Here is a 12,248-nt window from a genome sequence, read left to right as displayed (position 1 = left end):
TTCACTCTCTTCACATTCTTCGCTGCCGCACGGACCTTGTCCTGTCATCAGGATGAACTCTCGTGTCACGGCAGGTGCATCGCGCTGGCCTGGCGGGCGGTCTTCAACGCCGACTGGCCGGTCGACGACGTGCTCTCCGGCGTCGGGATCGACCGGGGCGGCTGGATCACCAAGCCGGGCTGGGCGTTGCTGGCCATCGCCCTTCGAGGACCCGCCCGGCGACGCGCTCGCTCACGTCATGGACGACCCCGAGCTGGCCCGGCCGCTGCCCACCCGCTTCACCCACCACGACGCCGACACCCGGACCGTGCGCGTCCGCCGCGGTGACACCTCCGCCACCCTCTTCGGCGGCACCGACTTCCCCGCGGTCCGCGCCATCGCCTCCGGCCTGTCCACCAACCCGACCTTCCTCAGCGTCCGCAAGGGGGCGGCGATCCTCGACTCGGTCCGGCTCTCCCCGCAGTTCTTCTCCCTGGGCCACTTCCGTGCCGAGGGCCTTGAGCCCGTGGGCAACGGCACCTGGCGCCTCAACGCCCGCGTCCGCGCCGCCTGCCACCTCCCCCTCCCGCCTCAGCACCGCCGTCCCGACGGCATCTATCCCCTCACCGGCGACGGCCGCTTCTGGTCGGCGATGGACTTCCCCCGTCGTCCCGAGGAATACCGGACGCTCCGCACCGAGATCCTCGTGACGGAGTCCGGCACCGGCTTCGACATCGCCTTCGACGTCACGGAATCCGAGGTGCCCCTCGCCATCGAACTCGTCTTCCGCGAGGAGGGCGACCTCACCAGCCTCCGGTCGTCGACCCGGGCGAGCGCTACACCTGGCTGGACGGCACCCTGACGCCTCCGGGCCCTCGCGTGCTCATCACCGGCCGCTCCCCGTTCCACCACCGGCTGACGGTGCGGTGAACGGTGAGCCGGCCCGTGCGCCCCGGCGTGAGGGGGTTGCCACCCCGCGACGGCTGAGGCAGGATCCCCGTAACTCCGGCCGGTGGTCCGGGTGTTAGCGGCGGCACGGACTGGCGCATCAGGTCGGACGCACCTCGGAGGTGAGCTCTGGTGGGGCGTGTGGTCGCCGCTCTCGTGTCGATGCTTGTCTCCGCCGGCTGGCCGGCACCACGTTCGCCGGGTCCGTCAGCCTCACGGACAACACGCAGGTGCCGCCGAACAAGTGGGCCGAGCGGTTCAGCGAGTTCCGCCACGCCTACGGTCCGGTGCTGGCCGGCAACAGCGCGCAGGCCGTGACTTCGAAGCCGCCAGCGACATCGGCGGCCGCGCCCCGGGCGGCTGCGCCCACCTGTGAGAGGAGAGCACGTCATGGCTCGGCATCTCGTTCTGGGAGTCGCGTTCGCCACGATGGCGGCGGTCGGCCTGGCCGGCGCCGTGGGTTCGAGCGCGGGTGCGGCCGGCGCGGCCCGAGCGGCCGGCGGCGGGACCGTCATCGACGCCGGCGTACGGGCCGGGGCCCCGGGTCCGGAGCTGACCGGCGCGGACGTCGTCGTCGAGGTCAAGTTCGAGGAGGCGCTGAACGTCCGCGGTTCCGGCAGGGCCGTTCGCCGCGCCGACGGGCAGGGCCTGCCGCGGGTCCGGGCACTGCTGGACCGCCATGACGCCCGGGCTCTCCTGCCGTTCCTGGACGACGACGCGGCGCGCGGGCTGCGCGACGCCGCGCAGGGGCCGCGGCTGCGGGGCGGTGAACCGGTGCCGGACCTGGGCTCCTGGTACACGTTGATCCTTCCGGCGGACACCGATGTCGACGAGGTCCTGGCCGAGCTCCGCACGCTGCCGGAGGTCGCGTTCGCCGAGCCGGCTCCGGAGCCCGCTCCCCCGCCCAGCTCGCCCGCGGCCGGCAGGCAGCCCGTCGACACTCCGGACTTCACGCCGTTGCAGGGCTACTTCGGCCCGGCCGCCGTGAACGGGATCGACGCCGACTTCTCGCGCGACACCCCGGGGGCGCGTGGCGGCGGAATCAAGATCGTCGATCTCGAGTACAACTGGAATCCCTTCCACGAGGATCTCCAGCTCGACTGGTCGACCGACATAGGCCAGGGCCGGTTCGTCCGCGACGACACGTTCGGCGACGACCACGGTACGGCGGTCTTCGGCCAGCTCTCCGCCGTGGACAACCGTTTCGGCGTGACCGGCGGAGTCCCCGACGCCGAGATCTACGGCATCTCACCGGTCGAGCAGCTCCCGAACGGCGACACGTCATGGCGTCCGGGCCCCGCGCTGGCCTTCCTCGCCGCCCTGGAGGACGACGGCGGCGAGCTGTTCCTGAAGCCCGGTGACGTGGTGCTGCTGGAGCAGCAGGGCGGCCAGGTGATCCCGGACGCGGACTGCCCCGCCGAGTCCGGAACCTGCTACTCGCCCCTGGAGTGGAACGTCCCCGTGCACGAGGCCATCCAGGTGCTGACCGGCCTGGGAGTCACGGTCGTGGCGACCGGGGGCAACGGCTACAACAGCACCGAGCATCCCGCCTACACCAGGGGCGGGAAGCCGTGGTTCCGCCCGGGCAACGCCTCCGGCTCGATACTCGTCGGCGCCGGTGACAGCGGCACGCGCGAGCGCCTCGACTTCTCCAACCACGGCCAGCGGTTCGACCTGCAGGGCTGGGGGCGCGAGATCGTCACCACCGGATACTGCACGCTCCACTGCGTCGAGGGCGACCGTGACGCCAGCTATACGGACTCGTTCGGCGGCACGTCGGGCGCGGGCCCGATCGTCACCGCGGCGGTGGCGGCGATCCAGTCCTACGTCACGTCCACGGGACAGGAGCCGTGGACGGCGGAACAGATCCGCGACGTCCTGGTGCGGACCGGCCAGCCGCAGGGAGCGGACACGGCCGACCGGCACATCGGGCCGTTGCCGGACCTGCGGGCCGCGCTGACCTCGGTCGGGGCCGACGCGCCGGAGTGAACCGCCGGCGCAACTCCGTCGGCGTCGGCGTACGCGTGCGTGAGAACGTGGGCCGGTCGGCGCCGGGCCGGCGAAGACACCGGATCCGGCCGCCGATCGAGTCCCTACCCCGTCCGCGCGAGGATGCCCGACAATGAACCGTATGTCCTCCGCCACGCCCACCGAACCGACGTCATCGGCGTTCGCCGCCGCCGAAGCCGACCTCGGCCTGCGTGAGCGCAAGAAGCTGCGCACGCGCCAGGCGATCCGGCAGGCCGCCCACCGGCTGATCGACGAGCGGGGGTATGAGAACACGACCATCGAGCAGATCGCCGCGGCCGCCGAGGTCTCGCCGAGCACCGTCTTCCGGTACTTCCCCAGCAAGGAAGACATCATCCTCACGGAGGACTACGCCGCCCCCAGCATCGGGTTCCTCCTCGCCCGCCCGCCGGACGAGCCGCCGCTGGTCGCCCTGCGGGAGGCGGTGATCGGGGTGGCGCGCCTCCTCCACGAGGAGTGCAGCGCGGAGTTCGCGCGGCGGCTGGAGCTGGTGTCCAAGGTGCCCGCGCTGCGGGCGCACGTGCACGAGGCCCACGACAGGATGGTCGAGGACCTGAGCGCGGCGCTCGCCGAGCGGACCGGGCGGCCGGCGGACGACCTCGAACTCCGTGTCGTGGTGGGGGCGGTCATGGGCGCGCTGACCCAGGCGGTGTACGACTGGGGCCGCCACGGCCAGCGGAGCGACCTTATGGCGACGTTCGAACGCGCCCTCGCGGTGCTGGAGCGCGGCCTGACGCTCTAGCTGTATTGGCCGGGAGCACGCACACCGCCTGCGGGTAGGGCCGCGGGCTCGCCGGCCGGGGTGAGCGCGCCGGTGGTGGGGTCCCGGGCCAACACGGCGACGGAGCCGGAGTCCTGGCTGGCGACGAACATCCAGCGCTCTTCGGCGTCCGGGCCGACGTGGCGGGGTCCGCTCCCGCCGCACGGGTGGTGTCCGAGGAGCCGCAGCTCGAGCCGGAGGGCGCCGGTGGCATCGTCGGCGTGGGCGACGCCGATGCCGTGCTCGGCGTCGCCGCCGGTGTACGCCCCCAGCTGGACCGGGAACGGGCGGCGGCGGCCCGCGCCGAGGGCAGTGGCAGGGCCACGGCGGCCGCGCCGAGCACGGGGATCCCGGGCGCGGCGCGGCCCGTGATGGGGGCGCGGGGTGTCACCCTGCCCCGCCCGCCTCCTGGAACTCGACGCGGTGCAGACCGCCGGGCAGGTCGTTGACGTAGTAGAACTCGCCCTCGGTGGTGGCGCCGAAGGCCGTGGGCTGTGTCTCGAACGTGCCGATCTCCGCCGTCTCGTAGGCGCCGTCCGCGGTGGGGCGGATGGCGATCGCCGTGGCGCCGCAGTAGTCGGAGGCCAGGTAGGTGCCCTCGGCCAGGTCGGCGTACTGCTGGCCCCGGTAGACGAGGCCGCCGATCACCGAGCAGTTGCCGCCCGTGAGCGGGTAGGTGTGGACCGGCTCGACGAATTCCGCGTTGTCCGGGCAGTGAGCGGGGTCGAACTCCACCGTGCCCTCGCGGCAGGACCAGCCGAGGTTCGCGCCGCCCTGGTTGGGGGCGAGGTGGTCGATCTCCTCCTGGGCGCCCTGGCCGACGTCCCCGATCCACAGGGAGTTGTCGGCGGGGTCGAAGGAGAAGCGCCACGGGTTGCGCAGCCCGTAGGCCCAGATCTCCTCGCGGGCCCCGGCGACGCCGACGAACGGGTTGTCCTCGGGGATGCAGTAGGGCAGCTCGCCGCAGGCGGCGCTCACGTCGATGCGCAGGATCTTCCCGAGCAGGGTGTCGGTGCTCTGCCCGTTGTTGTCCTGGTCGCCGGCGCCGCCGCCGTCGCCGATGCCCATGTAGAGAAGGCCGTTGGCGTCGAAGGTGATATGCCCGCCGTTGTGGTTGCCGAACTTGGCGTGCTCCTGGCTCAGCAGCACCTCCAGGCTGTCGTCGGCCAGCGAGTACCGGGCCAGCGTCACGGCGCCGTCCTCCAGCGCGGTGTACGCCACGTACAGCTCCCGGCTGTCGGCGAAGTCGGGCGGGATGGCGAGGCCGAGCAGCCCGCGCTCGTTCTCCGAGTCGTCGACGGCGTCGGCGATGCTGAACAGCGGCTTCTCGGCCAGCCCGGTGTCGGGATGGTAGACGCGGACGGTGCCCGGCTTCTCGGCGATGAGCAGCCGGCCGGTGCCGTCGTCGGGGGCGGCGATCGCGATGGGGCGCGAGAGGCCGGAGGCGACCTGGGTGGAGGTGGCGGCCAGCTCGTCGAGCGGGACGGCGGCGGTGCTGGGTGGATCCTCCGCCTCCTCGGCCGCGTTGCCGTAGGCGACGAGCGGTCCGAGGGATGCCAGGGCGGCCGCGAGCAACAGCCCGCCGGCCCAGCGGCGTGATGACATGGCGACTCCGTAAGAAACGTGGGGGGATCTCTGTGCGGATGTGCGCTCTCGTGATGTGGGGGGTCTCCGGGACGCTACCCCGCCCGCGCCGCACCGCGCCAGGGTGCGGCTGTGGTTCGGGACGCCCCGGCCCTCGATGGAACGCCGCCTGGGCGGCCGCTCATCGCGTGAGGCGGCTCCTCGGGTCGGAGGACCAGAGGAGGCTGCGGACCAGCCGGCAGGTGACCGGCGACGGCGGGTGGACCCCGATGAGCTCGGCCATCCGGCCTATGACCTCGTTCCGCGCCTGCTGCGGGGTGTACACGCCCGCCTCGAGGAGGGCGATGGAGATGCGCATGGCCTTGAGCATGCGGTTGTGCGCCACGTACCACTCGCGGGGCATCCCCGCCGGGAGCGGCTTCTTGGCTACGGGTGTTGTCGGGGCGTACGCCACTGGCATGGGCGACCTCCTCGGCCTGGCTGAACCCGGGCTGACTCCTTACAGGATACCGCTTCGGACTGACAATCCTGGCTGGTCAAGGGCCATTTCGGGATATCTGTTCGAATGCGGCGAGGGCGGCACCGGCTCCCGCGTAGGTGATGTTGGGCCGCGGGGGCGGGGACATGCCGTCGCCGAGGAAGTAGTCCACGTGGTGGGACTGCATGTAGCCGTGGAAGGTCATGGCGTTGCGGTAGGCGGGGTTGTGGGCGAGGGTGTACAGCCGCGTGTCGGTGGGCTGGTCTGTGGTGAAGATGATCAGCTCGTCGTAGGCGGCGTTGGTGTACACCGCCTCCTCGCGCCAGTCGCCCATCAGGTCGCCGTAGAGGGTGGGCCCGCCCTGGGCGGCGGTGACCGCGCCGTAGTCCCCGACCTCATGGAGGCGGGGCAGGTCGGCGCTGTCCGTCGGGTTCTCCGGGTCCCACTCCTCGATCTTGCCGTCGTTGAGCAGCTCCATGGTCAGGTCGCCGTCCCAGTGCAGGCCCAGCTGCGGCCACGGGGCGAGCGCGGTGTCCGGCTCGGTGAGCTCGTCGGTGGGCGCGTTGTACAGACCCGAGAAGGACCAGACCTCCATGCCGGGAAAGCGGGGGTCGATGTCGCCGGCCATGCCGCGCCCGACGTCGCCAGGGCCGCCGCCGTGCTCCCAGATCAGCTCGCCGGTCGTGGCGTCGTAGTAGTACTCCAGCAGGCCGCTGGGGTTGTCCTGCTGCACGCCGTAGCCCTCCAGGCCCGCGCGCTCCGGGTCCATGTCGGCGATGTGGAAGCGGTCGCCGTGGACGATGCCCTGGGGTCCCATCGAGTACTTCAGGGTGCCGTCGCCGCCCAGCGCGAAGCCGATCTCGACGAACTCGTCCGCCCCGTCGCCGTCGACGTCGATGGCGCGTGAGTTGTGCCCGTCGGGCGCGTCCTGGTCGCCGCGCAGCCACTTCCACTGCAGGTCCAGCGAGTCGCCGTCGAACCGCCAGGCGCCCACCATGAGGTTGAAGGCCCCGCCGTCCTGGCGGTTCTTCAGGAACGCCACCAGGCTGGGCGCGGTGCCGTCGAGATACGCCACGCCGAGGCGCGCGGCCATCGGCCCGTCGGCGAGGTAGTCGGTCGGCACCGCGGACCAGCTGCGCAGGGCTCCGGTCCGGCCGTCGAGGATGGCCATGAACTGCCGTGAGTCGTCCTCGTGCGTCCAGGTCTCCCCGTCGCCGAAGGTGACGCCGTTGGCGATCCGCACGGCGACCTCCGCCATGCCGTCGCTGTCGAAGTCGTAGACGGTGACGCCGTCGTTGTGGCCCACGTCGATCGTGGACGACCCCGGCTCGATGTTGTCCTGGTTGGTGCTGTTCGGCCCCATGTTGACCTCCCACAGGAACTCCCCGTCGCTGGAGTAGGCCTCCAGTCTCTGGGGCGACTCCTGCCGGTCCAGCACGTAGTCGTACTCGCCGTCACCGTTCAGGTCACCGGCCCAGACGAACTTCACGGCGCCGCCGGAGCGCAGCGGCAGGCGCACGGCCGGCTCCGTGGCGTGGTCGGCGGTCAGCGTGAACGCCTCGCTGGGCTCCCGCTCGGCGCCGTCGACCACCGGCGCGACGCGGTAGGCGTTGTCCTGGGACAGGTCGGCGGTGGAGTCGGCGTAGTTGGTGCCGCCGGTCAGGACCTCGGCGTTGAGCTTCTCGAACGCGCCTCCGGCGGTGGACCGGTAGACGTTGAAGCCGATGCCCTCCGGGTCCAGGCCCAGCAGCCGCCAGGTGACGAGCACGTCGGTGTCGCTGGAGCGCACGGCCACGACGCCGCGGCCGAGGTTCTCCATCACGCGCGCGGCCTGCGTCGTCGACGCGCCCGGCCCGGACGAGGACGCCGCGGTCGTCGAGTCGCCGGGCGAGGCGAAGCTCGCGGAGCCGGCGACGAGCGCGGCGCTCACGGCCAGGATCCCCGCGGCGGTGGCGGATCGCCAACGGCCGGAACGCCACCGGTGCTTGTGTTTCATGAAGACCTCCTCGGCTTCTTGGTGGGGGGTGTGGAGGCTGTTCGGCGGAGGAGTCGGGAGGGGAGGAGACGTGCTGCGGCCGGGGCCGGCGCGCACGGCGTTCCGGTGCATCGGGTTCGGTGGGGCCTGGGGCTCGGTGCGGCGCACGGTGGGCGAGGGCGGCTCCCTCTCACTGCCTCTCTCTGCCTTGCCATGCACCTTGGAACAGGAATGAACAGTCGTCAATAGAAGTGACCGCTATAACTCGCTAGTGAACGCTAATGATCGCGAGAGTCCATCATCATTCACGATGCGGCGGGGCGGGGTGCGCGTGGCCCCGTTCGCGACACGCGCCGGGGGATGATCGGTACCGTTCACCTAGGATGTTCGCCACCTGTTCGCGGGGAGGGTCATGGCCGAGATGCTCGTCGCCCAGCGGCACGGGCTGCTGCTGCGGGAGTTGGAAGCCGCCGGCGGCCTGAAGGTGTCCGAGCTGGCCTCCCGCCTCGGCGTCTCCGGCGCCACCATCCGGCGGGACCTGGCCGACCTGGAGGCCGAGGGGCGGGTCACCCGCGTCCGAGGCGGGGCCCTGCTGGCCACGCCGACCTCGGCGGCGCCCGCCGCCGAGGGAGCCGTGCCACGGCCGGCGGGCGCGGCCGCTCTCCCCTCCCCCACGGGGCCGGCCCGCACGCTGGGGCTGCTGATCCCGTCCGCCACCTACTACTACCCGCGCGTGGTCACCGGGGTCCGGGCCGCGGCGGCCGAGCACGGCGCGCGGATCATCATCGGCCTGACCGACTACGCCCGGCCCGACGACTCGCGGCAGATCGAGGAGCTGGGCGCGGCCGGCGCCACGGGCCTGCTCGTCACCTCCGCCGGCGGCCACCTCCTCCCCCAGGAGACGCTCGACCGGCTCCGCTCCGGGGGCCTGCCCTTCCTGCTGCTGGAACGCCAGCCGCAGGACCCGTACGGGCCCTACGAGTTCGTCGCCTCCGACCACCGGCAGGGCGCGGTCGCGGCGGTGCGGCACCTGGCGGAGCTGGGGCACGACCGGGTGGGCCTGTTCACCAACGGCAGCCCCACCGCCGCGCCGATCGCCGAGGGGTACGCGGCGGCCGTCGAGCTGCTGGGCCTCGACGCCTCGGCCCCGGTCCGGGACAGCGGCCGCCCCACGCCGGGCGCGGCGGAGGCCGCCGGGCACTACGACGGGTTCATCGACGCCTGCCGGACCAGCGGCACGCGGGCGGCGCTCGTCCACTCCGACCACGACGCGATCGAGCTGATGCAGCGCATGCGCTCGCAGGGGCTGCGTACGCCGGACGACCTGGCGCTGATCGCGTACGACGACGAGATCGCCGCCCTGGCGGACGTGCCCCTGACGGCGGTGGCCCCGGCCAAGCACGAGCTCGGCGAGCTGGCGGCGCGGCTGATGCTGGAGCGCCTCGACCGCCTGGACGCGGGCGACCCGCCGCCGGTGCGGCAGATCCTCGTGCAGCCGCGCCTGATCGTCAGGTCCTCCTGCGGGGCGGCGACCCGGGCCTGAGGCCGCGCCGCCTCAGCGCGCGCCGCCGCAGGACTGCCGCACGATGAGCCGCGGCTGCGCGATGATCTGCCGCACGGGCGGCGGCTCCGCGGCCTCGAGGCGCTCCAGCAGCAGCCGGGCCGCGTAGTCGCCCAGCTCCTGCTTGGGCGGCGCCACCGAGGTGAGCGGCACCTCGGCGAGGGCGGCGATCTCGTCGTCGTAGGCGATGAGCGCAAGGTCGTCCGGCGTGCGCAGGCCGCGCGAGCGCATGCGCTGCATCAGCTCGATCGCGTCGTGGTCGGAGTGGACGAGCGCCGCGTGCGACCCGGTGGCGAGGCAGGCGTCGATGAACTCCTCGTAGGCCTTCGCGGCTTCGGCCGAGCCGCGGGTGGGCTGGCCGCAGTCCGTGACCGGGGCGGACGGCACGAGGCCGAGCCGCCCGACCGCCGCCGCGTGCCCCTCCCGGACCAGGGCGGCGGTGGGGCTGCCGGTGGTGAAGAGGGCGACGCGCTCGTGCCCCAGCTCCGCGAGGTGCCGCACGGCCGCGTACGCGCCCTGCCGGTGGTCGGTGACGACGAACTCGCACGGCTCGTAGGCGTTCGGGGGCTGGCGTTCCAGCAGCACGAAGGGGCGCCCCCCGGAGCGGAGCCGGCCGAGGGTCTCCGGCGAGAGGCGGTGGCCGCCGGCGGAGGCGATCAGCAGCCCGTCGACGCCGGAGGCGTACAGCTCCTCGATCTGCTGCAGGTCGCGCGGCTGGGCGTAGTCGGTGAGGCCGACGACGATCCGGGCCCCCCGCTCGGCCGCCACGGCCCGCACGCCCGCGACGACCTGGGGGTAGTAGTACGTCGCCGAGGGCACCAGCAGGCCCACGGTCCTGCGCTCGGCGGCCGGTTCCGGCCCCGTCGCGGGCGGCCCGGCGGGGCGCGGCCGCGCGGTGGCGTGCGCCGCCGGATCGGTCCCGGCTAGCCCCGTGGCCGGCATGGCGCCGCCGCGTATCCGCGTCACGCGGCCGGCGAGCGCGAGGTCCGCCAGGTCCCGCCTGATCGTCCCGGCCGACACCCCGAACCGCGCCGCCAGCTCGGGAATGCGCGCGATCCCGGACGCCTGGAGCTCCCGCACCAGCAGCTCCTGTCGCTGCGCGACCAGCATGCCGGACATGCGAGCACCTCCCGTGGCGTCTCCTCGCGAGCATCCATTGAGCATCTGTTGAGCATCCTAGATGATTGTTGCCAATATTGAATGCATGTGAGACATTCCTCTTGATTGACGCTCGTGCGTGAGCAAGGCTGGAAGAGCCCACCCCCGTCACGCTCGGCAGTGACCCGGGACTACCGAACGTGCTCATCTCGATGCCCGCGCGACCCGCTCCTTTCGCGCCCGGCCCGGCGGGGCGCGACCAGGCCGGCGCCCGGGCGCTCGGCGTGCGCCTCGGCAACGAGCTGCGCCGCCTGGGGCGTGCCGCCGAGCGATCTCGGCCACACCGCGTGAACGAGCCGAGCGGCGGGCGGCGCGGCTTGCATGATCAATTGTTGAGCATCCTGGCCCCAATGCTCGATCATGAACAATCTCGATCATTTCTATTGACTCATGGATGCGACTGGGCCAAGGTGCAGTAGCGCACGCCACACCTAGGAGCCGTTGCCGTGTTTCACCGACGAAACCGACTCGTCCGGGGCCTGCTCGCGGCCGGGGCAGCCGTCGCCCTGCTCGCCTCCTGCGGCTCGCCCGGCTCGGGCTCCGAGGAGGGGAGGACGAGCATCACCTTCTGGTCGTGGACCTCCGGCTCACAGGAGATGGTCGACCGCTTCAACTCCACCCACGACGACATCGAGGTCACCTTCGAGCTGATCCCCGCCGGGACCGCCGGCGGCTACTCGAAGATGTACAACGCGGTCCGCGCGGGGCGGGCGCCCGACGTCGTGAACGTCGAGTACCCGCAGGTCCCGGCGTTCGTCACGCACAACGTCATCCAGCCCATCACGTCCTTCGGCGTCGAGGAGCTGCGCGACCAGTACCCGGAGTGGGCCTGGAACCAGGTGGCGCTCGGCGGCGACATCGCCGCGCTGCCGGTCAACATGGCTCCGATGGTGTTGCTGTACCGTTCCGACCTCTTCGAGGAGTACGGCCTCGAACCCCCCACGACCTGGGAGGAGTTCCGCGAGAGCGCCGAGGAGCTCCGCGCGGGGCATCCCGGCAGCGTCATCGCGACCGTCAGCAACACGGACGCCGGACTCGTCGCCGGGCTCGCCTGGCAGGCCGGGGCCGAGTGGTTCGACACCTCCAGCGGCGCCTGGGAGGTGGACGCCACCGACGAGGCGAGCCGGTCCGTCGCCGACTACTGGGACGCCCTGATCGCCGACGGCCTGGTGTGGGCCGAGCCGGTCTTCGCCGAGAAGCACATCGCCGACCTGCGGCAGGGCCGCTCGCTCGGCATGATCGCGGCCCCCTGGATGGCCGGCAACCTCTCCCGCTTCGTGCCCGAACTCGCCGGGAAGTGGGGCGTGGTGCCCCTCCCGGCCTGGGACACCGACGACCCCGCCGCCGGGAACTACGGCGGCTCGACGCTGGCCGTGCCGGAGGGCGCCTCCCACCCCGAGGAGGCCATGGAGTTCGCCCGCTGGGTCTCCACCTCCCCCGAGGCCGTGGCCGCGGCGGCCCCCGTCAGCACGGCGATGCCCGCCAACACCGAGCTGTTCGAGGCGTGGCGCACCGAGCTGGAGGCGGCCAACCCCTACGTCAAGGGCATCGGCCTGCCCGAGGTCGCCCTCGCCGCCGCCGAGAGCGTCCCGCCGTCCTGGGAGTGGGGGCCGGACATGACCGAGGGATTCGCCAGCCTCATGGACGAGATGTCGGGCTCGATCGGACAGCCGGACGGCCTGAGTTCCGCCCTGCGCCGATGGCAGGACGACACCATCGAGCAGCTGCGGATCCGCGGCTTCGACGTCGGCGACTGACCCCCGCCCACCGCCCCCAC

11 protein-coding genes are annotated in these 12,248 nt (G+C 72.6%); 5 read left to right on the top strand and 6 right to left on the bottom strand.

Features of this window, described 5'->3' with window-relative positions; all coding sequences use genetic code 11:
- Positions 1-65: 65 nt before the first annotated feature.
- Complete coding sequence (locus tag ACTWQH_RS16655; RefSeq protein ID WP_443287349.1) at positions 66-197, bottom strand: hypothetical protein; 132 nt, start codon at positions 195-197, stop codon at positions 66-68.
- 41 nt (positions 198-238) lie between these two features.
- Between ACTWQH_RS16655 and ACTWQH_RS16650 the strand changes: the two genes are divergently transcribed.
- The 3 genes from ACTWQH_RS16650 (at position 239) to ACTWQH_RS16640 (ending at position 3,697) form a co-directional block, all read left to right on the top strand.
- Positions 239-841 carry a hypothetical protein gene (locus tag ACTWQH_RS16650; RefSeq protein WP_443287348.1) on the top strand — a complete coding sequence of 201 codons (603 nt, stop codon included), beginning with the start codon at positions 239-241 and terminating at the stop codon, positions 839-841.
- Positions 842-1,317: 476 nt separating this feature from the next.
- On the top strand, positions 1,318-2,916 hold the full coding sequence (locus ACTWQH_RS16645) for a S8 family serine peptidase (RefSeq protein ID WP_443287347.1): 1,599 nt from the start codon (positions 1,318-1,320) through the stop codon (positions 2,914-2,916).
- 142 nt (positions 2,917-3,058) lie between these two features.
- Positions 3,059-3,697 carry a TetR/AcrR family transcriptional regulator gene (locus ACTWQH_RS16640; RefSeq protein WP_443287346.1) on the top strand — a complete coding sequence of 213 codons (639 nt, stop codon included), beginning with the start codon at positions 3,059-3,061 and terminating at the stop codon, positions 3,695-3,697.
- On the opposite strand, the gene ACTWQH_RS16635 is transcribed toward ACTWQH_RS16640, so the two are convergent.
- The 4 genes from ACTWQH_RS16635 to ACTWQH_RS16620 all read right to left on the bottom strand — a co-directional run bounded on the left by ACTWQH_RS16635 (position 3,694) and on the right by ACTWQH_RS16620 (position 7,773).
- Positions 3,694-3,903: a beta-propeller fold lactonase family protein gene (locus ACTWQH_RS16635; protein WP_443287420.1), complete on the bottom strand. Its 210-nt coding sequence runs from the start codon at positions 3,901-3,903 to the stop codon at positions 3,694-3,696. The two genes, ACTWQH_RS16640 and ACTWQH_RS16635, sit on opposite strands and share 4 nt — an antisense overlap.
- A gap of 199 nt (positions 3,904-4,102) precedes the next feature.
- A complete protein-coding gene (locus ACTWQH_RS16630) occupies positions 4,103-5,320 on the bottom strand; it encodes a PQQ-dependent sugar dehydrogenase (RefSeq protein WP_443287345.1) in 1,218 nt (405 codons plus the stop codon).
- A gap of 160 nt (positions 5,321-5,480) precedes the next feature.
- The gene (locus ACTWQH_RS16625) at positions 5,481-5,759 is read right to left on the bottom strand and encodes a hypothetical protein (RefSeq protein ID WP_443287344.1); all 279 of its coding nucleotides are present in this window, start codon (positions 5,757-5,759) and stop codon (positions 5,481-5,483) included.
- A 76-nt stretch (positions 5,760-5,835) separates the two neighbouring features.
- Positions 5,836-7,773 carry a rhamnogalacturonan lyase family protein gene (locus tag ACTWQH_RS16620; RefSeq protein ID WP_443287343.1) on the bottom strand — a complete coding sequence of 646 codons (1,938 nt, stop codon included), beginning with the start codon at positions 7,771-7,773 and terminating at the stop codon, positions 5,836-5,838.
- A gap of 391 nt (positions 7,774-8,164) precedes the next feature.
- On the opposite strand from ACTWQH_RS16620, the gene ACTWQH_RS16615 reads away from it, so the two are divergent.
- Positions 8,165-9,295 (top strand): substrate-binding domain-containing protein, encoded by a 1,131-nt coding sequence (locus ACTWQH_RS16615; protein ID WP_443287342.1) that lies wholly within the window; start codon positions 8,165-8,167, stop codon positions 9,293-9,295.
- Positions 9,296-9,307: 12 nt separating this feature from the next.
- Here ACTWQH_RS16615 and ACTWQH_RS16610 read toward each other — a convergent pair whose 3' ends face one another.
- A complete protein-coding gene (locus ACTWQH_RS16610) occupies positions 9,308-10,432 on the bottom strand; it encodes a substrate-binding domain-containing protein (RefSeq protein WP_443287341.1) in 1,125 nt (374 codons plus the stop codon).
- A gap of 485 nt (positions 10,433-10,917) precedes the next feature.
- Between ACTWQH_RS16610 and ACTWQH_RS16605 the strand changes: the two genes are divergently transcribed.
- Positions 10,918-12,228, top strand: a complete 1,311-nt coding sequence (locus tag ACTWQH_RS16605; RefSeq protein WP_443287340.1) for an ABC transporter substrate-binding protein — start codon at positions 10,918-10,920, stop codon at positions 12,226-12,228.
- Positions 12,229-12,248 lie beyond the last annotated feature (20 nt).

It is taken from the genome of Streptomyces sp. 6N223 (assembly GCF_052246635.1).
Classification (GTDB): domain Bacteria; phylum Actinomycetota; class Actinomycetes; order Streptomycetales; family Streptomycetaceae; genus Streptomyces.
Note: the sequence above shows the minus strand (reverse complement) of the source record. Positions and strands in the feature narration are given on the sequence as shown.

Coding starts and splice junctions, on each gene's coding strand:
- ACTWQH_RS16650 (WP_443287348.1), top strand. CDS start 239: ATGGACGACCCCGAGCTGGCCCGGCCGCTGCCCACCCGCTTCACCCAC.
- ACTWQH_RS16640 (WP_443287346.1), top strand. CDS start 3,059: ATGTCCTCCGCCACGCCCACCGAACCGACGTCATCGGCGTTCGCCGCC.
- ACTWQH_RS16620 (WP_443287343.1), bottom strand. CDS start 7,773: ATGAAACACAAGCACCGGTGGCGTTCCGGCCGTTGGCGATCCGCCACC.
- ACTWQH_RS16625 (WP_443287344.1), bottom strand. CDS start 5,759: ATGCCAGTGGCGTACGCCCCGACAACACCCGTAGCCAAGAAGCCGCTC.
- ACTWQH_RS16630 (WP_443287345.1), bottom strand. CDS start 5,320: ATGTCATCACGCCGCTGGGCCGGCGGGCTGTTGCTCGCGGCCGCCCTG.
- ACTWQH_RS16645 (WP_443287347.1), top strand. CDS start 1,318: ATGGCTCGGCATCTCGTTCTGGGAGTCGCGTTCGCCACGATGGCGGCG.
- ACTWQH_RS16610 (WP_443287341.1), bottom strand. CDS start 10,432: ATGTCCGGCATGCTGGTCGCGCAGCGACAGGAGCTGCTGGTGCGGGAG.
- ACTWQH_RS16655 (WP_443287349.1), bottom strand. CDS start 197: ATGGCCAGCAACGCCCAGCCCGGCTTGGTGATCCAGCCGCCCCGGTCG.
- ACTWQH_RS16615 (WP_443287342.1), top strand. CDS start 8,165: ATGGCCGAGATGCTCGTCGCCCAGCGGCACGGGCTGCTGCTGCGGGAG.